At 69.1% G+C, this 23,224-nt stretch carries 22 protein-coding genes and 1 other RNA gene; all 23 read right to left on the reverse strand.

Going from position 1 to position 23,224, the window contains the following annotated elements; all coding sequences use genetic code 11:
* Positions 1-6 precede the first annotated feature (6 nt).
* The 23 genes from VFQ05_17805 to VFQ05_17915 all read right to left on the reverse strand — a co-directional run bounded on the left by VFQ05_17805 (position 7) and on the right by VFQ05_17915 (position 23,207).
* On the reverse strand, positions 7-1,986 hold the full coding sequence (locus VFQ05_17805; GenBank protein ID HET9328627.1) for a BamA/TamA family outer membrane protein: 1,980 nt from the start codon (positions 1,984-1,986) through the stop codon (positions 7-9).
* Positions 1,967-3,334 (reverse strand): RIP metalloprotease RseP, encoded by a 1,368-nt coding sequence (gene rseP / locus VFQ05_17810; protein ID HET9328628.1) that lies wholly within the window; start codon positions 3,332-3,334, stop codon positions 1,967-1,969. Before rseP ends, VFQ05_17805 begins: the two co-directional genes overlap by 20 nt.
* Before the next feature lie 161 nt (positions 3,335-3,495).
* Positions 3,496-4,602, reverse strand: a complete 1,107-nt coding sequence (locus VFQ05_17815; GenBank protein ID HET9328629.1) for a glycosyltransferase — start codon at positions 4,600-4,602, stop codon at positions 3,496-3,498.
* Positions 4,599-5,369, reverse strand: a complete 771-nt coding sequence (locus tag VFQ05_17820; GenBank protein ID HET9328630.1) for a glycosyltransferase family 2 protein — start codon at positions 5,367-5,369, stop codon at positions 4,599-4,601. The genes VFQ05_17815 and VFQ05_17820 overlap by 4 nt, the downstream gene beginning before the upstream one ends.
* Positions 5,329-6,378: a glycosyltransferase family 9 protein gene (locus tag VFQ05_17825; GenBank protein ID HET9328631.1), complete on the reverse strand. Its 1,050-nt coding sequence runs from the start codon at positions 6,376-6,378 to the stop codon at positions 5,329-5,331. Before VFQ05_17825 ends, VFQ05_17820 begins: the two co-directional genes overlap by 41 nt.
* Positions 6,375-6,869 carry an adenylyltransferase/cytidyltransferase family protein gene (locus VFQ05_17830; protein ID HET9328632.1) on the reverse strand — a complete coding sequence of 165 codons (495 nt, stop codon included), beginning with the start codon at positions 6,867-6,869 and terminating at the stop codon, positions 6,375-6,377. Before VFQ05_17830 ends, VFQ05_17825 begins: the two co-directional genes overlap by 4 nt.
* On the reverse strand, positions 6,866-7,912 hold the full coding sequence (locus tag VFQ05_17835; protein ID HET9328633.1) for a PfkB family carbohydrate kinase: 1,047 nt from the start codon (positions 7,910-7,912) through the stop codon (positions 6,866-6,868). Before VFQ05_17835 ends, VFQ05_17830 begins: the two co-directional genes overlap by 4 nt.
* On the reverse strand, positions 7,909-9,060 hold the full coding sequence (gene dxr, locus VFQ05_17840) for a 1-deoxy-D-xylulose-5-phosphate reductoisomerase (GenBank protein HET9328634.1): 1,152 nt from the start codon (positions 9,058-9,060) through the stop codon (positions 7,909-7,911). Before dxr ends, VFQ05_17835 begins: the two co-directional genes overlap by 4 nt.
* Entirely contained in the window at positions 9,057-9,980 is a 924-nt protein-coding gene (locus tag VFQ05_17845) for a phosphatidate cytidylyltransferase (protein HET9328635.1), read from the reverse strand. The genes dxr and VFQ05_17845 overlap by 4 nt, the downstream gene beginning before the upstream one ends.
* A gap of 1 nt (position 9,981) precedes the next feature.
* Positions 9,982-10,725: an isoprenyl transferase gene (locus VFQ05_17850; protein ID HET9328636.1), complete on the reverse strand. Its 744-nt coding sequence runs from the start codon at positions 10,723-10,725 to the stop codon at positions 9,982-9,984.
* 32 nt (positions 10,726-10,757) lie between these two features.
* Positions 10,758-11,315, reverse strand: a complete 558-nt coding sequence (gene frr, locus VFQ05_17855) for a ribosome recycling factor (protein HET9328637.1) — start codon at positions 11,313-11,315, stop codon at positions 10,758-10,760.
* Positions 11,312-12,031: a UMP kinase gene (pyrH, locus tag VFQ05_17860; protein ID HET9328638.1), complete on the reverse strand. Its 720-nt coding sequence runs from the start codon at positions 12,029-12,031 to the stop codon at positions 11,312-11,314. Before pyrH ends, frr begins: the two co-directional genes overlap by 4 nt.
* 4 nt (positions 12,032-12,035) lie before the next feature.
* Positions 12,036-12,632, reverse strand: a complete 597-nt coding sequence (tsf, locus tag VFQ05_17865) for a translation elongation factor Ts (protein ID HET9328639.1) — start codon at positions 12,630-12,632, stop codon at positions 12,036-12,038.
* A 75-nt stretch (positions 12,633-12,707) separates the two neighbouring features.
* Positions 12,708-13,481 (reverse strand): 30S ribosomal protein S2, encoded by a 774-nt coding sequence (rpsB, locus tag VFQ05_17870; GenBank protein HET9328640.1) that lies wholly within the window; start codon positions 13,479-13,481, stop codon positions 12,708-12,710.
* Positions 13,482-13,579: 98 nt separating this feature from the next.
* Complete coding sequence (gene rpsI, locus VFQ05_17875; protein HET9328641.1) at positions 13,580-13,975, reverse strand: 30S ribosomal protein S9; 396 nt, start codon at positions 13,973-13,975, stop codon at positions 13,580-13,582.
* Between the two features lie 18 nt (positions 13,976-13,993).
* Positions 13,994-14,428, reverse strand: coding sequence for a 50S ribosomal protein L13 (rplM, locus tag VFQ05_17880; protein HET9328642.1), 435 nt, complete (start codon positions 14,426-14,428; stop codon positions 13,994-13,996).
* 131 nt (positions 14,429-14,559) lie between these two features.
* Positions 14,560-15,153, reverse strand: coding sequence for a Maf family protein (locus VFQ05_17885; protein ID HET9328643.1), 594 nt, complete (start codon positions 15,151-15,153; stop codon positions 14,560-14,562).
* The gene (dtd, locus tag VFQ05_17890) at positions 15,150-15,608 is read right to left on the reverse strand and encodes a D-aminoacyl-tRNA deacylase (protein HET9328644.1); all 459 of its coding nucleotides are present in this window, start codon (positions 15,606-15,608) and stop codon (positions 15,150-15,152) included. The genes VFQ05_17885 and dtd overlap by 4 nt, the downstream gene beginning before the upstream one ends.
* An 8-nt stretch (positions 15,609-15,616) precedes the next feature.
* Positions 15,617-17,818 (reverse strand): bifunctional (p)ppGpp synthetase/guanosine-3',5'-bis(diphosphate) 3'-pyrophosphohydrolase, encoded by a 2,202-nt coding sequence (locus VFQ05_17895; GenBank protein HET9328645.1) that lies wholly within the window; start codon positions 17,816-17,818, stop codon positions 15,617-15,619.
* A complete protein-coding gene (gene recJ, locus VFQ05_17900) occupies positions 17,815-19,527 on the reverse strand; it encodes a single-stranded-DNA-specific exonuclease RecJ (GenBank protein HET9328646.1) in 1,713 nt (570 codons plus the stop codon). The genes VFQ05_17895 and recJ overlap by 4 nt, the downstream gene beginning before the upstream one ends.
* Positions 19,528-19,552: 25 nt before the next feature.
* Positions 19,553-19,931: RNase P RNA component class A (rnpB, locus tag VFQ05_17905), an RNA gene on the reverse strand.
* Positions 19,920-20,363, reverse strand: coding sequence for a ribonuclease HI family protein (locus VFQ05_17910; protein HET9328647.1), 444 nt, complete (start codon positions 20,361-20,363; stop codon positions 19,920-19,922). The genes rnpB and VFQ05_17910 overlap by 12 nt, the downstream gene beginning before the upstream one ends.
* Before the next feature lie 45 nt (positions 20,364-20,408).
* Positions 20,409-23,207, reverse strand: coding sequence for a FlgD immunoglobulin-like domain containing protein (locus tag VFQ05_17915; protein HET9328648.1), 2,799 nt, complete (start codon positions 23,205-23,207; stop codon positions 20,409-20,411).
* Positions 23,208-23,224: the final 17 nt, after the last annotated feature.

A 23,224-nucleotide genomic window follows, 5' to 3' on the forward strand; every position in this document is an offset into this window, starting at 1 on the left:
CTCCGGCTAGAAGGATGGACCGAGCGCGAATTGAACGATGGGCTGCCAGCGCTCCGGCAACACGCGCCAGGTGACGTCCACACGCAGCGGCCCGATCGGCAGCTCGGCGCGGGGGCCCAAGCCCACCACCATGCGAACGGCATTCGGATCGAGGTCGCGCGTGGCGGCGAAGTTGTCCCATCGAACGAACTTCGCTTGCGGCCATACGTTGCCGATGTCGGAATAGACCTCGAGCCCGATGGTCCCGAGCAGGGGCATGCGGAGCGGGGTCGGGATGCGCAGCTCGACGCTGCTCTGCAGCTGGGCGAGCCCGCCCGAGCCCGGAGGCGGGATCACGTTCTCGACGTATCCGCGGATCGAGTTGACGCCGCCGCTCCGGAAGCGGTCCTCGAGCGGCACGCGCGCCACCTCGGGATCGCTCGCGGCGCCCGCCACCGGGGTGAAGTTCGGCGGAGATCCCGTGGGATGGATCACGCCGCCGAGCGCTCGCGTGGCCAGCGTCCATCCGTTCCGCAGAGGGGTGTACCAGGAGGCGCTCACCTCGAACTTGTTGAAGCTGCTGGTCCCGCGCAAGGGACCGCCGGCCAGCTCGGCAACGAGGCGCGTGGTCGAGCCTCGGGATGGCGAAAACGGGTTGTCGCGGAGATCCCGCTCGAAGGCGAGCGAGAGCCGGTGGGTCGTGTAGTCGGGCTCGGCGGTGTTCAGCAGCGAGTCGAGCGTGGCGGGAGGAATCGTGTCGGCGATGCCGGAGCGGATCGAGAGCTCCTGCCGCACGAATTGATTCTCCTGGCTGAGGGTGAGCCGCGCGAAGCGGTTGAGCTCGCGCCGCAGCTGAAAGTTCAGGCCTTTGAACTCCTGGCGCACGACCCAGCGGAAGTCCTCGCGGTCGTCGTAACGCTCGTAGAAGGGCGTCACGATCCCGCGCGTGCGCGTGCCGAACAACCACGGCTCGATCAGCGAGCCCTCGATGTGCCAGCGCTTGAAGATGATGAACTTCTTGTCGTCGGGCTTGAATGCCAGCAGCGACGAGATCGTTCCCTGCAGCCCCTGGCCCGCCAGGTTCCGGTGTCCCCACGCGCCCAGCATGCGCAGGCGCTCGTCGGTGCCGCTGCCGACGCCGGCATCGATCCAGCGCGGCCGCCGCTCGCGCAGGCGCACGTCGAAGTTCATCGTGGTGTGGGTGGAATCGGGCAGCGGCTCGATCTGCACCTGGCTGAACAGCCCTGACTCGTACAGATGCTCCTGGGTCCGGGTCACGCGCGACAGCTGGTAGTTGGCGCCCGGCTTGAGCAACAGCTCGCGCGTGATCAGCCGGTCCTTCACCTTGTCGTGCCCCGAGACCGTCACTTCGCCCACCTTGTACCGCTCGCCTTCCTCCACGACGTAGGTGACGTCCACCTGCGTCGAATCCGGATCGCCCCGGCGATAGCTCGCGGCCGCGTGCGGGCGGTAGCCGCGCTCCTGGTACATGGCCGAGATGATGAGCGTGTCGAGCTGGAGGAAGCCGGGATCGAACGGGCGATCTTCCCTTGCCCATACCTTCTTGCGCAGGTCCTTCGCCGGATAGACGTTCGTTCCCTGGAACGTCACGCTGCGGATTCGTGAGCGCTCGCCTTCGCGAATCAGGAAGTCCACGGTCACCAGATCGATCGAATCGCTGGAGCTGACGCGGTAGGACGCGGTGGCGTCGAGGAAGCCGTTGTGGCGGTAGATCTGCCTGATGGCCTCGACGTCCGAGGTCAGGTAGTCGAAGCGCAGCGTGGGCTTCTCGCGCCACGGCCAGAACGAAGGACTCTTCGTCTTCAACACCTTGCGTATCGCTCCCGCGCTCAGTTGCCGCCGGCCGATGAGCTCGACCCGCGACACCTTCTTCAGCTCCTGGAGGAGCTCCTCCTGGGCGCTCGCCGCCGCGGCAAGACCGCAGACGCCGAGCAACCCCCCCAGGATGATCGCCGCGCGCCGCGCGCTACGGCGGGCTCGGCGCAACCTCCCCCTCCTGGGGAGCCTTGTCGAGCGCGCGCTGACGTTGCACCAGACGCAGAGGGTCGTTGAAGACGATCAGGATGAACAGCGTCGCGATCACCGCGAGACCGACCTTCTGGAACCGGATGTACGCCCGTGCGGAGATGGCCTGGCGGCGGACTGCCTGCACCAGCGCAAGCAGGATGTGACCGCCGTCGAGCACCGGGATGGGGAGCAGATTGAACGCCATGATGGCGACGTTGATCATCGCCAGGAACTGCAGATACGAGTCGATGCCCCGGCGAGCCTGCTCGCTGGCCGCCTGGGCGATGAACAGCGGACCTCCGAGGTATTCGCGGTAGTAGAGAGGCCGCGTGAAGGTGAGCCAGAGCCCGCCGTAGACGTTGGCCACCAGCGCGCCGGTCGCCCGGAATCCGAGTTGCAGCGATTCGAGCAACGGGTGACGTTCCACGTAGACGCCGTGCCGCGGAGCCTCGATGCCGATGCGCGCATCGTTGCCGCGCCGCCCGTCGGGGTTCATCGGCGTCACCCGCAGATCGAACTGCTGGCTGCCGCGCTGAATGGTGAGCGTCATCGGCTTGTCGGCGTTGCCCTGCAGCGCGCGCGGCAGGTCTTCCCAGACCGCGATCGACTGACCATTGATCGCCAGGATGCGGTCGCCTTCCTTGAGGCCGGCTTTGTACGCGGGCATGCCCGTCACCACCCCGCCCACCACCGGCGGCTCGGGGGGACGATGCAGGCCCGACAGCACGGGCTCGCGCGCGTCGGCGGCGATCGGAATCCGGAGCGTCTGTCCGCTGCGCGACACCGTGAGACTCATCGGTTCGTTCTTGGGGTGCTCGGACGCCTTGACGAAGATCGCGATCCAGCTCGATACCGGTCGGTCGGCGACCGCAACGATACGGTCCCCTTCGCGCAATCCGGCCTGATAGGCGCGGCTCGTGTCGGGGACGGCTCCGAGCTGGTTCGAATAGTCGGGATAGCTCACGCCGATCAATCCGACGAGGACCATCACCACGAAGGCGGTGACGAGGTTCGCGGCAGGTCCGGCGACCGCGATCAGGAGTCGGCCGAACCAGGGATGCGACAGGAACTCATCCTTCCCGCCCGGCATCGTGCCGTCTTCCTCGGGACTGTCGCCCGCCATCTGCACGTAGCCGCCGAGGGGAATGATCGAGAGCCGGTACTCGGTCTCGCCATGCGTCCACTTGATCAGCGGCGGGCCGAATCCGAGCGAGAATTTGAGCACTCGGACGCCTCGCCACTTGGCCACCAGGAAGTGCCCCAGCTCGTGCACGAAGATCACGAGCCCGAGCAGGAGCAAACCAGGGAGAACGAGCGACCAGATCACGGGCAACTCCTTATGGGCCAAGGCGATTGCGAGATTACGCCCTGCGGTTCGACAGCGTCAAGCGCGCGGGACCGCCTTCTTGGATGCCGACTCCTGCCACTCGGCGGCCAGCCATGACCAAGCCAAAAAGGCAGGTTTCGTGCCGCGAAGATGCCGCTCGATCACGAGCTCGAGCGGCCCGCGCCCAGCGCCGAACGGTACGCGTCCAGCGTGCGCTCGACCGTCCGATCGATGTGAAATTCCTGGGCTGCCTGTTTTCCCGCTCTGCCCATCGCCGCGCGCGCTTCCGGCGAATTCAGCAGCTCCGTCAGGACCCCGGCCATCGCCCGGGGGTCCCGTGGTGGAACCAGGCGACCGGTGACGCGATCCTGCACCACCTCGGGGACCCCTCCGACCGCGGTCGCCACGACCGGGACTCCCGCGTCCTGGGCCTCGATCAAGGTGGTGGCGATCCCTTCCGAGTCCGAAGCCAGGGCGGCCATCGTGCATTGTGCGATCAGGACGCGGGCATCCTCTCGAAACCCGAGCAGATGGACGCGTTTCTCGAGGCCGAGCGCCCTGGCCTGCCGTTCCAAGCTCTCCCGCAGGGGACCCTCGCCCAGCCAGACCATGTGCACGTCGGCCGCTGTCGAGGCGACCACCAGGGAAAAAGCCTCGAGCAGATCACGGTGACGCTTCTCGGCGGTGAGCGCCGCCGCGGTCCCGATCAGCAGGGTATCGCTCGCGACTCCGAGCAGTCGGCGCACGTCGATCGACGACGAAGGCGCGGGCTCGATGCCGCTCGGCACGACCACCAATCGCTCGCGCGGCACGCCGCCCTTCGCCATCGTCTCGAGGACGCCGCGGCTCACACACAGATAGCGGTCCACCGGCATTCGGTACTTGAGCCCCAGGAGTCCGCCGCGCACCGGCATCGCCACGCGCCGCGACACGACGACGGCCGGCACCCGGGCGATGCGCGCGGCCGGCACGCCGAGCGCATGCGCGCGCGCCGTGTGCGCGTGGACGACATCGGGCTTCCACGCGCCGATCATGCCGCGCGCGGCGAACCCGGCGCCGAGATCCAGATCGAAGCGCGGATCCCACGGCTCCGCCATCACGCCTGCGGCTCGCGCGCGCCGGAGCAGCGGCGCGTCGGGCGCGAGCAGCATGGACTCCACCCCGTGGCGGCGCAGGCCGCGGATCAGCATGTGGACCTGCGCCTGTCCCCCTCGCCACTCTCGGCCGGTGTCGAGGTGGACCACGCGCCGGACGGCCGCGGCGCTCATTCGCGGCGTTCGGCGCCGGCGGGATCCGCCCAGAGCTCGAGGTACTTGAGCATCACCTGGGCGGAAGCGAGCGCGCACAGCGCCAGGCCATGCGCGCCGTCGAGGAATCCCGCCTGGAGCACGTACATGCGGAAGAAGCGGAGCGGCGGCCGCAGGAGCACGTCCAGAGGTCCGCTCCGGCGGCCTTCGCGCCGCGCCTTCTCCGCGCCGAGCGCGGCGTAGCGCACCAGCTTGTCCCGGCAGGCGCGCCAGTCCTCGTAGCTGTGGTGCTCCATCGTGCCCGGCAGGTCCGCGATCGCGCCTTCGACGGTGACGCGCTCGTGCACGGCCGCCGGCTCGAAGCGCGCACGATCGCGCCGGAAGATTCTCACGATTCGCTCTCCCCGCCATCCGCAGTAGCGAATCCGCCGTCCCAGGAACCAGGTGCGGCGCTCGAGGCGGTAGCCGGCGGCGGGTCCATCGTTCTCGACGGCGCGCCGCAGCGCGGCTTCCGCGGCGGGATCCAGACGCTCGTCGGCGTCGAGCCACAAGATCCAGGGCTCGCGGCAGTGCTCGAGGCCGAACTGTCGCTGCTTGCCGAAGTCTTCGAGTGGACGCTCGACCACGTCCGCGCCCGCGCGCGCCGCCACCGCCCGGCTGTCGTCGCGGGTCGCGGCGTCCAGCACGACGAGCACCTGACGCGCGAAGGCGAGTCGAGGCAGCAGCGCCGCGAGGCGCGCCGACTCGTCACGCGCCAGCAGCAGGACGGAGAGCGGCAGTGGGTTCACGGTGGGATTCGAAACGGTCGAGATGATCGATGACGCGTCGCGCGGCTTCGGCGGGCGTGAGGCTCGGCATGCAAATCCAGTGCGGGCAGCGCGTGCGATCGCACCCCGCGCAGGGAACCGGCGCGCGCCAGAAGCCGTGGGCCTCGCCCGGAGGCTGCCATGTGTCGGGATGCGTGGGACCGAACCAGGCATAGGTCGGGACGCCGAGCGCCGCCGCCAGATGCCGAGGACCGCTGTCGGTGCCCACCAAGGCACCCAGGTGCGCGATCGCCCCCGCGAGCCCGGCCACGTCGCAGGGCGGCATCACGCGCACATCCGGAGCGTGCCGCTTCACCACCGTGGTCACCCCCTCTTCGCCCGGTCCCGCGATCAGCACCACCTCGCGTCCCTGGGTCAGGAGTCGCGCCAGCATGGCGGCATTCGCGGCCGGCCAGGTCTTGGTGGGCCAGGTTCCCGCGGCCACGAGCCCGATGGCGCGCGACGGGGCGCGGACGCCGGCGGCATCGATCAGACGCGCCCCGGCCGCCAGCGCCTCGGCGGGCGGCGTCAGCGTTGCTCCCTGGCCATCCGCGATCCCGCCTGCCGCGAGCGCCAGTCGCAGGTGCGCGCTCGACGCGTGCTCGCGGCCACCGCCTGGCCCCGGAGCGTCTCGCGGAACCCGCACCTGGTAGGCGTGGCGGCGGCCGCGCAGGTCGAATCCGGCGGTGCGGCGGGCGCCGCTGATTCGGAGCAGCGTCGCGCTGCGGGGATTGCCGAAGAAGTCGATCGCCCACTCGCGGGGCTCGCGGCGCAACTCCGAGGCCAGGCGCCACACCGCGAGCGTCGAGCGCTCGAGCGGCCGCACGCGGCTCACCTCGGGCACCCACTCCAGCAATGCCGCGTAGCGGGGATCGGTCACCACCTCGAGATCCGCGCCGGGATGCCCGCGCTTCAGCGCCCGCAGCGCGGGGATCGTGAGCACCACGTCGCCGAGCGCCCTCAGGCGGATCGCGAGGAGTTTCCTGCTCAACCCGCATCTCCGCGCCGGATACGCTGATACAACTCACCGCTCGCGTGCTGCTTGACGTCACCGGCGATCGCGGTGACGCCCCCCAGCTGGGCCATGGTGGCGCGCTCCGGGACGGTGTCGACTCGATAATCGGTTCCCTTGGCGTGAACATCCGGCGCCAGGGCGACGAGCAGCGAGTCGACGCTCGGCTCCTCGAAGATCACCACGTGGTCCACCGCGCGCAACGCCGCCACCACCGTGGCCCGCTCGCGCGCGTCCTGCACCGGCCGGCCAGGACCTTTGAGCGCGTGCGCCGAGCGATCACCGTTGACCGCCACCACGAGGCGGTCGCCGAGAGAGCGGGCGCCCGCCAGGTAGCGCGCGTGTCCGACGTGGAGGAGATCGAACACGCCATTGGCCAGCACCACGCGCAGGCCGTCCGATCGGTAAGCCCGCACGATCTCGACGGCACGGTCGCGCGTCACGATACGCTCGGCGGTCCGGGCTCTCACGAGCGCACCTTCGTGGCGCGTCGCGAGGCGCCGGTGCGGAGCGCGCGCTCGAGATCGCCGCCGCTCACCGCCACGGCCCCACGCCGGCTCACCGCGATCGCGCCCGCGACGTTGGCGAGCGCCGCCGCCTCGAGCGCCGAGGCTCCGGCCGACAGCGCCGCGGCGCTCACCGCGACGACCGCGTCTCCCGCGCCGGTCACGTCGACCGCCTCGTGCCCCCCAAAGGCGCCGAGACTCTGGCCGCTGCTCCTTCCCCACACCGTGAGCCCGTCGCGTCCGCGCGTGATCACGAGATGCGCGGCGCGCATGCGCTCCTGCAGCCGCGAGGCGACGGCCGCCAGGTCGCGGTCGTCGGCCACGGCCAGACCCGCCGCCGCGCTGGCCTCGCTCTCGTTGGGCGTGGCGAGGGTGACCCCGCGGTAATCCGTGATGCGGTAGCGAGCATCGAGCGCCACGGTCACGCGCCGGGCGCGCCATCGCCGGATGCGCGGCGCGGCCAGCGCGGGCGTGACGGAGTCGTAGCCGTAGTCGGAGAGGAGCACGACGCGCGCCTCCCGCTCGGCGCTCCGCAGCGCGCCGTCGAGACGACGCCGGCTCGCGGCATCGAGCGTGAAAGGCCGGCCGCGATCGACGCGCACCACCTGCTGCAGCGCGGTGTGGACGCTGCCGGCGACGACGCGCGTCTTCACCACCGTCGAGGCGCGCCGCAGCGGGATCAAGCCCGCGCAGTCCACGCCGGCCTTGCTCAGCATCTCCGTCAGCTCGCGACCCGCCGGATCCTGCCCCACGAAGCCCACCGCCCGGGTGGTCATGCCCAGCGCGGCCAGGTTGAGCGCCGCGTTGGCGGCGCCTCCGCCCTGCGTGCTGCGGCCCAGGTATTCGAGGATCAGCACCGGCGCCTCGCGCGAGACGCGGCGCGACAGGCAGCGCCAGTATTCGTCGAGCACGAAGTCGCCCCACACCACGGCCACGCCATCCTTCAGCCGCTCGACCCACCGCACGAGCCGATCGGGAGCCGGCGGCCGCGCGCGCAGCAGCTTCAAACGCGCACCGCCTGTCCTCGCGCCTCCGCGCGCGCCCAAGCGTCGACCTCCTGCAGCTGGGCCAGCGACTCCACCGTCTTCGTCTCGTGCGCGCCGAGCACGCGCGCGATGACCTCGGGGACCTGTCCGAGCGAAATCGCACCGTCGAGGAACGCCTGCACGGCCACCTCGTCGGCGGCGTTGACGACACACGGCGCCGTGCCTCCCTCCCGACCCGCCGCCACCGCCAGCTCGAACGCGGGAAACCGGCCGGGGACGATCGGCTCGAACTCGAGCGCTTCGAGCGGATGCTCGAGCCGCGGCAGACTTTCGTCCGGCCAGCGCTCGGGCCAGCTCAGCGCGAGCTGGATCGGCAGCCTCATGTCGGGCGCTCCGGCCTGCGCGATCACCGATCCATCGATGAACTCGACCATGGCGTGGACCCGCGCCTGCGGATGCAGCACCGCCGCGAGCTGCGGCCAGGAGAGCGCGAAGAGCCAGCGAGCTTCGATCAGCTCGAGCCCCTTGTTGAAGAGCAGGGCCGAGTCCACGGTGATCCGCGGCCCCATGGCCCACACCGGATGCGCCAGCACTTCGGCGGGCGTGGCGTTCCGCCAGCTCGGATGCCGGCGCAGCGGTCCTCCCGACGCGGTGAGGGTCAGGCGCGCGACCTCGGCCGTCGGCCGGCCGCCCAGGCACTGGAGCGCGGCGCTGTGCTCGCTGTCCACCGGGATCAGCTCCCCGCCACGCGCGAGGGCTCCCTGGATCAGCGCGCCGCCCACCACCAGCGTTTCCTTGTTGGCGAGCGCGAGACGAGCCTTGGCGTCCAGCGCGGCCAGCGAAGGCGCGAGCCCGGCGGCGCCGACGATGCCGTTCAGCACCTGATCGCACGGCACCCCTTCGATCAGCCGCGTCGCGGCGCCCGGCCCGATCTCGACCCGCGCGGTCGGCGCGGCTGCCTGCAGCGCCGCCCGCGCGGACTCCACGTCCGCGGCGCGCTCGAGCGCCACGCCCCGCGGCTTCATCCGGCGCGCCTGATCGCACAGGCCATTCAGATCGCTGCCGGCCCCGAGCGCCACCACCTCCAGGCGGTCGGGATGCCGCGCGGCGACCTCGAGGCCCTGGCGACCGATCGAGCCTGTCGAGCCGAGGATCGCAAGGCGCTTCAACGCGGCACTCCGAACACCACGTGAGCCAGGTAGTAGTAGACCACCGGGGCGGCGAAGAAGAGGCTGTCGAAGCGGTCGAGCACGCCGCCGTGCCCCGGAATGAGGTCGGAGGAGTCGCCGTGCCGCGCATCCCGCTTGAGCAGCGATTCCACCAGGTCGCCGACCTGGGCGAAGACACCGACCAGGAGGCCGATCGCCAGCGCGTCGACCAGTCGCAGGAACGGAGCGAACCACACGCGGGCGATGAACGCTGCCGCCACCGCCATGATCCAGCCGCCGACCGAGCCTTCCACCGATTTGCGCGGCGAGATCCGCGTCCACGGACGATTGCGCCCGAACAGCCGGCCCACGGTGTAGGCGCCGGTGTCGCAGCTCCAGGTGACGAAGAACGCGAGCAGAACGAATGCCGCGCCGTCGCGGTACGAAGTGCCCGCCGACCACGGCAGCTCTCGCAGCAGCACCATGTGCGCGGACAGCCAGCCGACGTAGAGCACGCCGAAGCAGGTCACCGCGATGTCCTCGACCCGTTGACGCGCCTCCGGACGGCGCAGCTCGAGCGCGAGCACGAGGAGAAGCACGGCGGTCGTGAGGAAACCGACGTAGGGCACGTGGCGCTGGTAGCAGATCCACAGGAGCGCCAGCGAAGCCAATACGCCGAGCCGCCGGTAAGGACGCAGTCCGCGGCCCCGCATCATGGAGTAGAACTCGATCAGACCAATCGTCACCTGGACCGCCACGAAGGTGAGGAAGGTCAGCCCCCCGATCCAGGCGAGGAACACGAGGAGTGGCACGAACGCGACTCCGCTCGCCACCCGCCAGGACAGCGCCCAGGACGATCGCTTGGGCGCCGGCTCGCCCGATGCGGGGTCCGAGCCTTCGGCCCTGAGCGCCTGGACGAAGCCGCGCGTGTCTTCGGTCATCTCAGTCGGTCCGCCCGAAGCGTCGCTCGCGCCCCTGGTACTCGGCCACCGCCTGGTAGAGATGCCGGCGCCGAAAGTCGGGCCACAGCGTCGAGGTGATCCACAGCTCGGTATAGGCGAGCTGCCACAGCATGAAGTTGGAGATGCGCATCTCGCCGCTCGTGCGAATCAGCAGGTCGGGGTCTGGAAGACCGGCGGTGTAGAGGTAGCTCGACACCAGCGCCTCGTCCACGTCGTCCGGCTTGAGACCGTTGCTTGCCTGGTCGCGCATCAGGCGACGCACCCCGTCCACCATCTCGGTGCGTCCGCTGTACGAGAGCGCCAGGTTGAGCAGCAGGCCGGAGCTGCGCGACAGGTAGTCCTGGGTCTCCTGGAGCGTGTCCCGCACCTCGGCGGGCAGGTCCTCCAGGCGACCCATGACCTGGAGCCGGACGTTGCGCTCCCGCAGCTCCCGCCGCTCCTGTTTGAGCGTCTGCCGCAGGATGTTCATGAGCGCCTTGACCTCGCGCGCGGGACGCTCCCAGTTTTCGGTGGAGAACGTGTAGAGGGTCAGCACCTCGATGCCGAGCTCGACGCAGCCCTTGACCGATTCACGAACCGCTTCACGTCCGGCGCGATGACCCATCAAGCGAGGCACCCCTCGGGCCTTCGCCCAGCGGCCGTTGCCGTCCATGATGATGGCGACGTGGCGCGGGACGTTGCCGCGCCGCAACAGCTCGTGAGGCGTCAGACTTCGGCTCGACAATGGACCTCCGGGCGGCGGGCGTGCCGCGCGGGTCAGACCTCCATCACCTCGGCCGTCTTCTTCTTCAGGAGCTCGTCCACCAAACCGACGTAGCGGTCGGTCAGCTTCTGTCCGTCGGCGGTGAGCCGTTTGGCGTCGTCTTCGGAGACCGCGCCCTCGTCCTGCTGGTGCTTCACGTCCTTGTTGAGATCGTGCCGCACCTGGCGGATGTGCACGCGCCCTTCCTCCGCCAGCTTGGACACGAGCTTTACCATGTCCTTGCGGCGCTCCTCGGTCAGAGTGGGAATCGGCACCCGCACGACCAGGCCGTCGTCAGTCGGATTCAGGCCGAGCTCGGACTGCTGGATGGCCCGCGAGATCGCCTTGACCAGCGACTTGTCGTAGGGCTGTACCACCAGCAGACGTGCTTCGGGGGCGCTCACCTGCCCGACTTCCTTCAGCGACATCGCCTGCCCATAGGCTTCGACGCGCACGGTGTCGAGCAGCGCGGGCGATGCCTTGCCGCTCCGGATTCCGGTGAATTCGCGCCGCACGCCCTCGAGCGCCTTCTTCATCCGCTCCTCGGCCTCGATCAGCATCTTGTGGGTCATGTCTCGCTCCCGACCACGGTTCCGACCGGCTCGCCCTGCACGACCTTCAGCAGGTTCCCCGGCGTGCCGACGTTGAACACCACCAGCGGCAGACGGTTGTCCATGCACAACGAGATGGCGGTCGAGTCCATCACCTTGAGTCCGCGCGTCAGAATATCCAGATAGGTGATGCGAGGGAAGAAGGTGGCCTCGGGCGTCCTCTTGGGATCGTCGCTGAACACGCCGTCCACCTTGGTGGCCTTGAGGATCAACTCGGCCCCGGTCTCGATGGCGCGCAGCGCGGCAGCGGTGTCGGTGGTGAAGTAGGGATTGCCGGTCCCCGCCGCCAGGATCACGACCCTCCCCTTCTCCAGGTGGCGCACGGCGCGGCGGCGGATGTAGGGCTCGCAGACCCGGGCCATCTCGATCGCCGACATGACACGGGTGATGACTTCCCGGTGTTCCAGTGCGTGCTGCAGGGCCAGGCTGTTGATGACCGTGGCCAGCATGCCCATGTAGTCGGCGCCCACGCGATCCATGCCGCGGGCGCTGGCCGCCAGACCGCGAAAGATGTTGCCGCCTCCGAGCACGATGCCGATCTGCACGCCGAGCCGCTGAACGTCGCGAATCTCGTCGGCCAGCCCGCCGATCACCTTCTCGTCGATCCCGTGGCCCGCGCTCCCGGCCAGGATCTCGCCGCTCAGCTTGAGGAGGATGCGGCGATACCGCGGGACCACGCCGTCACTCCGCTCCGAGGCGGAAACGCGCGAAGCGCCGGACCACGAGGTTCTCTCCGGTCTTGGAGGCCGCCTCCTTGAGGAGGTCGCCGACCGTCTTCTTGTCGTCGCGGATGTAGACCTGCTCGAGCAGGCAGATCTCGGAGTAGAACTTGTCCAGCTTGCCGTCCACGATCTTGCCGACGATCGCCTCAGGCTTGCCCTGACCCTCGAGCTGAGCGGCGTAGATCGCCCGCTCCCGCTCGATGCGCTCGGCCGGAACGTCCTCGCGCCGGATGTACTCCGCACCCGCCGCGGCGGCCTGCATGGCGAGATTGCGCACCAGCTCTTCGAACTCCGGAGTGCGGGCCACGAAGTCGGTCTCGCAATTCACCTCGATCAGCACACCCACGCGATTCCCCGGATGGATGTAGCTGTCGACGCGGCCTTCGTTGGCCATCCGTCCCGAGCGCTTCTCGGCCTTGGCGGCGCCGCTCTTGCGAAGCGCGTCGACGGCCTTCTCGACGTCCCCGCCGGTTTCGGCCAGCGCCTTCTTGCACTCCATCATTCCAGCCCCGGTCATCTCCCGAAGCTGCTTCACCTGATCGGCTGTGATCTGCATGGATGATCCCCTGTGCGTCGCAACGCCCGCCAGACACTGAGGTCCGACGGGCGAACGGTGCTGAACGACAGACTGCTAACGAACGTTGGCGGCCGGCGTCGACTCCGACTCGGCGTCCATTCCCTCGCCACCGAACGACACCGTCTCCTGGTCCCGGCCCTCGAGCGCCGTCGCCCGCGCCTCGAGCACCGCGTCCGCGACCAGCTTGGTGAACAGCCGGATGGCCCGCAGCGCGTCGTCGTTGCCGGGGAGCGGGTAGTCGATCACGTCGGGGTCGCAGTTGGTGTCCACCACGCCGACGATCGGGATTCCCAGGCGGTTCGCTTCCGCAACCGCGATCTTTTCCTTCTTGGTGTCGACCACGAACACCAGCGCCGGAAGCCCGGGCATCTCCTTGATGCCGGCGAAGGCGAACTCGAGGCGCTCGCGCTCACGCGAAAGGCGCGACACCTCTTTCTTCGAGAGCTTCTCGAAGGTGCCGTCGGTCGCCATCGCGTCGAGTTCCTTCAGGCGCTTGATGCTGGTGCGGATGGTCTTGAAGTTGGTGAGCATGCCGCCCAGCCAGCGCTCGGTGATGTAGAACTGGTTGGAGCGCGCCGCCTCTTCCACCAGCGCCTGCTTGGCCTGCTTCTTGGTGGCCACGAACAGCACGTGGCCGCCGCCACGCACGGCCTTCTCGATCGCGGCCTTGGCGTCCTGGATGCACTTGAGCGTCTTGTGCAGATCGATGATGTAGATCCGGTTCCGTTCCATGAAGATGAAGCGCTTCATCTTCGGATTCCAGCGCCGGGTCTGATGCCCGAAGTGGACACCCGCTTCGAGCAGGTCCTTCATGGTGATCTCAGCCACCGTGTTCCTCCTCCTGGGGTTTGGTCCTCCGTCCGCGCGCCCGTCTCCGGGACCCCAGCCTTGATCGGCGGACGTGTGAGATGACCGCTCGCGCGGTCTTACCGCTTGCTGAACTGGAACCGCTTGCGGGCGCCTGGCTGCCCGTACTTCTTACGCTCCTTCATGCGCGCGTCGCGAGTCAGGAGTCCTTCACGGCTCAGCTGCGGCCGAAGACTCTGATCCTCCCGCGCCAGCGCGCGCGCGATCGCCATCCGCAGCGCCCCCGCCTGCCCGGTGAGTCCGCCGCCCCGGACGCGCGCCAGCATGTCGAACTTCTCCATGGTCTGGGTGACGTTGAGGGCGTGGAGGGCCTGCCGCACGAGCGAGTCGCGCGTGAGGTAGTCGGCGATGGGCCGATCGTTGACCAGGTGCCGGCCGGTGCCGACCACCAGACGCACCCGCGCGACCGCCTCTTTGCGGCGGCCGGTGGTGCCGGGCTGAGTGCTGACCGTCATGCGAAGACCTTCCTCCGATTAGATCCTGGGCTCCCACGCCACCGGCGTCTGCGCCGCATGGGGGTGCTCGGGACCCGCGTAGACCTTGAGCTTCTTGATCATGGCGCGGCCGAGCTTGGTCTTCGGCATCATGCCGCGCACCGCCTGCATCACCACCCGCTCCGGATGCTTCTCCATCAAGGTCTGGATCGAGACCCAGTAGGCGCCGCCGGGATAGAGGGTGTGGTGGAAGAACCGCTTGTCTTCGGGCTTACGCCCGGTCAGCGCCACCTCGCGGGCGTTGATCACGATGACGTGATCGCCAGTGTCCATGTGAGGGGTGAAGATGGGCTTGTGCTTGCCCTTCAGCACCGTCGCCACCTGGGTGGCCAGCCGGCCCAGCGTCTTGCCTTTCGCGTCCACCAGCAGCCACTGCCGCTGAATGTCCGCCGGCCGGGCGGTGTACGTCTTCATGCGGTTCCTCCGGTCCCATCGGGGCGACGGTGCGCGATAGTGGGAAGCGCGCGGGGCAGTCGCCCCTATCCATAAGAAGCGGCGGAACCTAGCACGCCCGTCGAAAAGCTGTCAAGCGCAGGGGGTGCGGCTCATGTGAACTCGGCCAGCACCGCCCGCAGTCGCGCCAGCGGAAGTCCCACGACGTTGAAGTAATCCCCTTCGATCCGCTTCACGAATTGCCCGGCCGCTCCCTGGATGCCGTAAGCGCCCGCTTTGTCGAGCGGCTCTCCGCTGGCCACATAGCTGTGGATCTCGTCGAGGTGCATGCGGACGAACGACACGCGCGTCACCTCGGACGCGGTGCGCTGCTCGGTGCCGCTCACGACCGCGATGCCGGTCCACACCTCGTGCGTGCGGCCGTGGAGCCGCCCGAGCATCTGCGCCGCTTCTCCCGGAGTCTTCGGCTTGCCGAGCCGGTGCCCGCGCAGCACCACCACCGTGTCGGCCCCGACCACCACCGCGCCCGCGCGGCGCTCCGCCACTCGGCGCGCCTTGTCGAGCGCCAGCGCGCGGACGCCGTGACGCGGCTCGGCCTCGCCCGGCCACGCTCGGTCGGGGCCCGGATCGACGACCACGAACTCCGCCCCCACCTGCCGCAGCAGCGCGACCCGGCGTGGCGAGGCCGAGGCCAGCACCAGCGGGCGGCTTCCGCTCCAGAACAGCGACGGTCGCCGCCGGCTCACGGCGCCGCCGTTTCGCGCGGGCTCTCGATCATGAGCGTCACGGGACCATCGTTCACCAGCGCCACTTCCATGTGCGCTCCGAACACGCCGCGCGCAACCTCGAGACCGAGGGCTTCGAGCGCGGCGACGAAAGCGTCGACCAGCGGCGCTGCGAGCTCGGGCCGCGCCGCGGCCATGAAATCCGGCCGGCGGCCGCGGCGTGCGTCGCCATAGAGAGTGAACTGGGGAACCACCAGCACCGCGCCGCCCGCTTCGCGCACGTCGAGGTTCATCTTGCCCAGCCCGTCGCTGAAGATCCGCAGCTCGCCGACCTTCCGTGCCAGCCACCGCGCCGCCTCTTCGTCGTCGCCGTGCGTGGCGCCGACCAGCACCAGGAGCCCGGGGCCGACCTCACCCGTCAGATCCCCGTCGACGCGCACGCTGGCCCGCGACACGCGTTGAACCAGAGCGCGCACCGCGATCCCTACGCGCTGCCGCGGGCGCGGCGCTGGGGCTTGATCTTGAGGATGCGCTGGCGCCGCTCGACTCGCGCGACACCCTTGACCTTGCGGATCGCGCCGATCACTTCCTGGAGCTTGGCCAGATGCGGCACCTCCACCACGAACATGCCGCGCGCCGTCTTGTCTTCGCTCGCCATCCCCGCGGTGCGGACGTTGACCTGGGCGCTCGAGATCGCCTTGGCGATGTCGGCCAGCAGCGACGTGCGATCCTGGCCATAGACCAGGAGCCGCACGGGAAACGTCTCCCCGCGGCCGGCATCCCACTCGACCGCCACTTTCCGCTCCGGCGGGATCCGGTCGTCGAACGTGTTCGGACAGTCCAGGCGGTGCACCGAGACGCCGCGGCCCTGCGTCACCACGCCCACCACGCGATCGCCGGGCACCGGCTGGCAGCAGCGCGCGAAGGTGAGCATCACGTTGTCGAGGCCCTGGATCCGCACGCCGCCGACGGTCTTCTTGCCGAGACCGAATGCTTCGAGCGGGCCCTTGGCGAACCGCTCGGCAAACGTTGTCGGCTCGGGCGAGAGCTTGCGCACCACCTGGGTGAGCGAGAGCTGTCCTTCGGCCAGCCGCGCGTTCATCTGCTCCAGATCCTGGCAGCCGAGCCCGCGGGCCAGGTCTTCGAGCTCCTGGTCGGTCGGCTTCAAGCGGAGCCTCTTGAGCTCGCGCTCCAGCATTTCCTTGCCCAGCTCGACGCTGTCGGTCCGGCGCCGTTGCCGGATCCAATGCCTCACCTTCGAGCGCGCGCCGGCGGTGCGCAGGATCTTGAGCCAATCGTCGTGCGGCTGCGCCTGCGGCGAGGTCATGATCTCGACCGTATCGCCGTTCTTCAGCTCGTGCCGCAGCGGCACCAGCTCGCCGTTCACCCGCGCGCCGATCGTGCGCTGTCCGACTTCGGTGTGGATCAGGAAGGCGAAGTCGAGGGCCGTCGCGCCCTTCGGAAGGCGCTTGAGCTCGCGGCGCGGCGTGAAGACGAAGACTTCCTCCTGGTAGAGCGCGGTGCGGAGGAAGTCCATGTACTCGTCGTCGGTCGCCTCCTGCTGCCAGTCCACGGTCTGGGTCACGAAGCCGCCGAGCCTGGCGTCCAGCTCGCGGTCGAACTGGCCGCCCTGTTTGTAGACATAGTGCGCGGCGATGCCGGTCTCGGCGGTGCGGTGCATCTCCCAGGTGCGGATCTGCACCTCGACCATCTCGCCCCCCTCGGTCACCACCGTGGTGTGGAGCGACTGGTACATGTTGCTCTTCGGGGTCGCGATGTAGTCCTTGAAGCGGTCGGCCACCGGAGTGAACGCGTCGTGCACCACGCCCAGCGCGCGATAGCAGTCGTTCCGGGTCTGGGTGAGGATGCGCAGTCCATGGAGGTCGTAGATGCCCTCCAGCTCCCGCCCGGCTTTCATCTTGAGATAGATGGAATAGAAGTGCTTGGGCCGGCCGCTCACTTCCGCCTTGAGACCGGCGGCCTTGAGCGCCTCGACCAGGCGCTTGCGCACCGCGTCGAGGAACGCTTCGCGCTCGTCGCGCTTGGCCTGGATGCGCCGGGCCAGAGCCTCGTACGCAGCGGGATCGAGCGTCTTGAGACTCAGGTCCTCGAGCTCGCGCTTGACGCTCGCGATGCCCAGGCGGTGCGCGAGCGGCGCGTAGATGTCGCGCGTCTCCTCGGCGATCCGCCGCTGCTTGTCGGGTCGCAGGAACTCGATGGTGCGCATGTTGTGGAGCCGGTCCGCGAGCTTGATGAAGATGACCCTCAGGTCGCGCGACATCGACAGCAGCATCTTGCGGAAGTTTTCCGCCTGCTGCGCCTCCCGGCTGTCGAAGTGGAGCGCCGACAGCTTGGTCACCCCCTCGACGAGGCTCCCGACCTCGCGCCCGAAGCGCTTCTCCACGTCTTCGAGCTTGACCGACGTATCCTCGACCACGTCATGGAGCAGCGCCGAGCACGCCAGCGTGGTGTCGAGCCGGAGATCGAGCAGATCGAGGAGCACGCGGCACACCTCGACCACATGGGACATGTAGGGCTCGTCCGACTCGCGGCGCTGGCTGCCGTGAGCCGCCGCGGCGAAGTCGAAGCAGGCCCCTACGCGATCCGCGTCGACCTTCGGAGCGCGCGCTTGCAGCTCTGCGAGGAGAGCCGAGCGAAGCTCCGGATGGGCAACCGGCGGGCTCACGGGGATTTCAGCCCCCGCACCTTGAGCTGGACGGTGGTCTCCCCCATGTACTCGTTGCGCTGCGGCACATAGGCCACGGCGCAGCTCGCGCCCTTCAGGAACTCGGCCGCGCGCTCGCCGAAGCCGTAGCCGATCGCGTCACCTCCGCCGCTCGAATCCCGGAGCCACAGCTTGAGGTGGCGGCCGCTGCCCACGGTGCTGCTGGATTCGATTCGGGCGATCTCGGTGCGGAACACCGGCTCCGGATTGTCGAGACCGTGCGGCGGAAGACGATCCAGCCAGTCGAGCAGCTCGGCATCGATCGACGCGAACGGAAGGTCGGCATCCACCAGGAGGCGCGGCACGCAGCGCTCGAGATCGAGCCGCTCCCGCGTCAGCGCCTCGATGCGCTCGCGCAGGGCCGGGAGGCGATCGGGCGCGACGGAAAGGCCTGCCGCGTAGGCATGACCACCATACGTGGAGAGCATGTCCGCGCAGTCGGTCAACAAGCGGGTGAGATCGAGACCGCCCGCGCTGCGTCCCGAGCCGCGCGCCCACGGCGCCTGAACCGCGAGCAGAATGGCGGGCCTCTGAAAACGCTCGACCAGGCGGGAAGCCACGATGCCCAGCACGCCGGCATGCCACGTCTCGGACCACAGCACGATCGACGAGCAGTCGGGCCAGCCGAGCTCGCGCTCCACGCGCTCCGCGGCTTCCTGCTCCACCCGCTCGTCGAGCTCGCGCCGTCGCGTGTTGTCCTCGTCCAGGCTCTGAGCCAGGCTTCGCGCCTGATCGGCATCCGTCGTCAGCAGCAGATCGAGCGCCTGGAGCGCGCTCCCCATCCGGCCGGCGGCATTGAGCCGCGGCGCCAGCTGAAAGCCGACGTGACCCGCGTTGATCCGGCGTCCGGTCAGCCCCGCCACCTCGATCAGCGCCCTGAGCCCGATGTGCTCGCTCTTCTGCAGGCGATCGAGCCCGTGATGCACGAGCACGCGGTTCTCGCCCGAAAGCGGGACCGCGTCGGCCACCGTCCCCAGCGCCACGACATCGAGATGGCGCTCGACCACACCCATCCCGCCGCGCGACTCGGCGAGGGCGACCGCCAGCTTGAAAGCGACGCCCACGCCACACAGGCCCTTGAATGGATAGGTGCAGCCGGGCTGATGCGGGTTGACGATCGCCGCCGCCGCGGGCAGGGCCTCCGGCGGCTCGTGATGGTCGGTGATCACCACCTCCACGCCCAGCGCCGCGCCGCGCGCGATCGGCTGGTTTGCCGAGATTCCGCAGTCCACGGTGATCACCAGCGACACGCCGGCCGCGGCCGCGGCTTCGATCGACGCCGCCGAGAGGCCGTAGCCATCCTGGAGCCGGTGCGGGATGTGGAAGCGGACATCGGCGCCGAACTCGCGCAGCACGGTCACCAGCAGGTAGGTTGCCGTCAGGCCGTCGACGTCGTAGTCGCCGTGCACCAGGATGCGCTCGTGTCGCTCGATCGCACGCTCGATGCGAGCCACCGCGCGATCCATGCCGAGCAAGCCCCACGGCGCGTGCAGATCCTCGAGCCTGGGCTCGACGAAACGCCGCGCCGCGGCGGCGTCGGTCATTCCGCGATTCCACAGGATCTGACCGATCGCCGCCGGGGCCCCGAGCTCACGCGCGAGCGCCGCGGCCTGCTCGGGCGCATGGCCGCGGTGCAGCTCCCAGCGTGTCGGCAAGGTCCTGGTGATCATCGCGCGGCGTCCCTGCAGCGAGAAGGGATCGAGCCTCCCATAAGCCGAATTCTGTCGGATTGCTCCGTGGCGATCATTTGTCTGGGGCGCCCGTTGCCGGAGCGCCTCGGTGCGACCGACCCTGGGGTGATGGCGGAGCGGGACACACTCCTTCCCCTCTATGCGGTCTTGCTCCAGGTGGGGTTTACCGAGCCGGCCCCGTCACCGGGACCGCTGGTGCGCTCTTACCGCACCGTTTCACCCTTGCCCGCAGCGGCCGTTACCGGCCGCCCGTTGGCGGTCTGCTCTCTGTTGCACTTTCCGTGGGCTCGCGCCCCCTGGGAGTTACCCAGCACCCTGCCCTGTGGAGTTCGGACTTTCCTCTGGCCGGCCGAGGCCGGACCAGCGATCACCTAGGAGACTCGACCCTCTCTCGTTCCCAGCATCTCATCGAGCGTTTCGTTGACGAGCTGATCGGCCCGCGAATTGTCCTCGCGCTTCACCGCGACGAAGCGGACCGCAGGCACGCCTCGCCTCGCCTCGCCGGCTTCGGCGTGGAGCGGCTTCAGCCCCGCGTGCTTCACGCGGTACTCGCCGGTCATCTGACGCACGACCAGCTCGGAGTCCATGCACACCCGCAGGCGCTCGACGTGATGCCGGTGCGCGGCTTCGAGGCCGGCGATCAGCGCGCGGTACTCGGCGACGTTGTTGGTCACCGTCCCGAGGTAGATTCCACGCGCCTCGATCTCGGCGCCCGCCGGGTCGTACAACACGTAGCCCAGAGCGCCCGGCCCCGGATTTCCGCGCGATCCCCCGTCGCAGCGCAACGTCCATTCCCCCGCAGGGTGCTGGGACATTCCGGGACGATAGTCGAACCCGACCCTCCGCGCCAACGCGGCCGGCTATTCGATGCGCACCACCTGCTGGCGGAGATGCTGGTTTCCCGCCTTGACGCGTGCCCAGAAGGAGCCCGCGCCGGCACGCGCCCCGTGGCGGTCGTCGCCATCCCAGGTGAGCACGTGGAGGCCCGGTCCGAGCACGCCGTAGTTCCGCGTGCTCAGCCTTCTTCCGCGCGCATCGAAGATCTCGAGCACCACCGGAGCGGATGCGGGAAGCGCAAGCTCGAGATTCAACGTCCTGCGGAACGGGTTCGTCATCGCTCGCAGCGAAATGTGGGACGGCCCTGGCGCCGGTGCGGAGATCCCGATCGAGTCGTAGGCCATCACCACCGGCTCGCTCTTGCCGTGCGCGGACCACAGGTCATAGAGCTGCTGGCCGGCGTCGTTGGTGGTGTTCTCGTCGCGCAGGAACTCGATGTACTCCCGCGAGGCGCTCTGGTACTTGAGCGTCACCGCGGCCGACCGCGCATTCGGGGGCACGACGTAAGTCGCGATGTCCCAGTTCTGCCCGTCGACGTAAGGCGGTTGATCGGAACGGCCGGGATCGACCGGAGCGCCGCCGAATTTCTCGAACGCCGCGATCGTGAATCCGAGCGGTGGGATGCGGTTGTCCTTGTAGACGGTGTCGTTGAGAACGAAGTGGAACGAAGGCCCCGCCGGGAGTCCGAGCTGCGCGGCCCATGCCGGCGAGAGCCCGAGGTGCTTCTCGTAGACCACCGCATGCGGATCTTCGGTGAGGGTCGCGGTGGCCGCCTCGTAGGCGCCCGAGTGGTAGATGATCGCCCCGTTTGCATCGCGCACGCGAACCTCGAGCCACATCCGCCTCCCTTCGGGGTATCCTGTCGGCAGCTTGTGACCCGTGTGATTGGTGATCTTCACCTGGACGAAATGGCTGTCGTCCGGAGCGGGCCCCTGGATGACTTCCATGGTCGCCGCCTTGCGCAGCATCTCCGTGGCGCGATGCGCCGCCTGCAGCTGAGCCGCAGGGTCGATCTCCCCCGGATAGAGATTCGAGAGTCCCAGCGCCATCGGCATCCACGCGTTGCCTCCGGTCATGTCGTGGAACGGCAGATTCGAGCGCGTGGGCGCGTTGGGGAATCGCTGCGGATCGCATCCCTGCCCGACGACGTCGCGCTCGTGGCAGTCCTGGCAGATGGACACGATGCCGTCCGGCTTGCTGCCGGCGAACGTGGGCGAAAACACGCCGGCCGGGAACGCGCTGTTCTGCCATTCGCTGAACGTGCGCTCGATCGGCATCACCCCGTGCACCCCGAGCGAGTCGGTGCGCTGATCGAGAGGGCCGGGCGCGTAATCGGCGCCGGCGGTGCGGATGAAGACCGGGTTCGAAACGTCGTGGCAGGTCGCGCACAGGTCGCTGCGTCGGTGGAAATTCGACTCCAACGACGGGTGCGGCGCCGCGGCGTCCGAGAAAGGACCGCGCCGCATGTTCACGTCCGGATCGATCACGTACTGGCCATTGGAGTGCCCGGTCGGGCGATGAGCGGGCAACAGCCCATTCAGGATCGCCTGGTCGGAAGGCGGGCTCACCCCCGGCTGATAGATCGGGTCCACCATGCGGTGACATAGAGCACAGTTGACGCCATCCCGGTCGTCCGCGGTCAGCCGGCTGCCGTCGGTGGGCACGCTGTGGCCATTGAGCCATCCGACTGCCGCATGGCAGCGGATGCAGAGGTCCCCCGAGGCGGGCGCGTCCTGCTCGGCGATTGCGAGGCAGGCGTAGAACAGCGGGTCGCGCCCCGCGTTGGCCATCATGGTGCCCTTCCACGCACCGGGCTCGACATCGGCCTGGTAACCGCCATGGCACGAAAGACAGAGCTGGCTCGGGAACACCTCGCCGACGTCCAGGGGCTGGGTGCCGGGCTGGATGAAGTCGCGCAACGTGGTCGCGACCCGCCCTCCGGGAACGCGCACGATCGTGAACACGCCATCGCTCGAATCGGAAGCGGCGTTGCCCGCGTCGTCGCGCGCGACCACCCGGACGCGCGCGGCCGCGGACGGCGTGTTGTGCACGAACCATTGGAAGGTCCCCGTGTTGGGGAGCTCGCGGCCCAGGGTCACCCAGGGCTCGCCTTCCCCGTCGCGATAGAAGAGGTCGATCGCCGTCACGCCCTGGTCGTCCGTCGCCTGCCAGGTCACCATTGCCGGCAGATGCGCGGGAAAGCTCTCGCTCCCGTTGGGGAGGAGCAGCTGCACCTGGGGCGGCGTCACATCGGGGCCGCCGATCGGCGTCACGGCGACGACGCCCTTCATGCCGAAGAAGAGATGCGGACGGCAGAAGAACGGAAAGATTCCGGGCGAGTCGAACCGGAAGGCGAACGTCGAGTCCGTGGGGCTGAGCGGCTGGTCCCACAGGAGCCCGAGGCTCGGGTCGTTGAAATCTTCACCGCTGGTGGTGCTGTGGGTTCCCGCGACGTTTCGCCACATCACCGTCTGACCTTGAACGATGCGCACCGTATCCACCGCGGTGCTGGGATCGTCGTCGGCGTCGAAGCGGAAATCGCCGGTCGCCAGGAAGGTGTCCACGGCGACATCGAGCGAGCGGGCTCCACGCATCGGGTGCGTGGCGTAAAACTCTCTCACCCAACGGGCCATGTCCTCGGCGCTCATCCCATGGAGCGCGTGCTGCGGGATGACGGGAGCATCACCGGTCGAGGCCTCCTCCGGCACCGAACCCGGCGCCGACCCCAGGGCCAGGGCGCCGGCGGCGATCCCCAGAAAAGCCAGGATTCGTGGAAAGGCGGCCCGCCCGAAGCGAAGCGGAGCGTGGAAGGTTCGGGGCACGCTATAAGCCTAGAGAA

The sequence above is a fragment of the Candidatus Eisenbacteria bacterium genome, assembly GCA_035712145.1.
In the GTDB taxonomy this organism is placed as follows: Bacteria; Eisenbacteria; RBG-16-71-46; order RBG-16-71-46; family RBG-16-71-46; genus DASTBI01.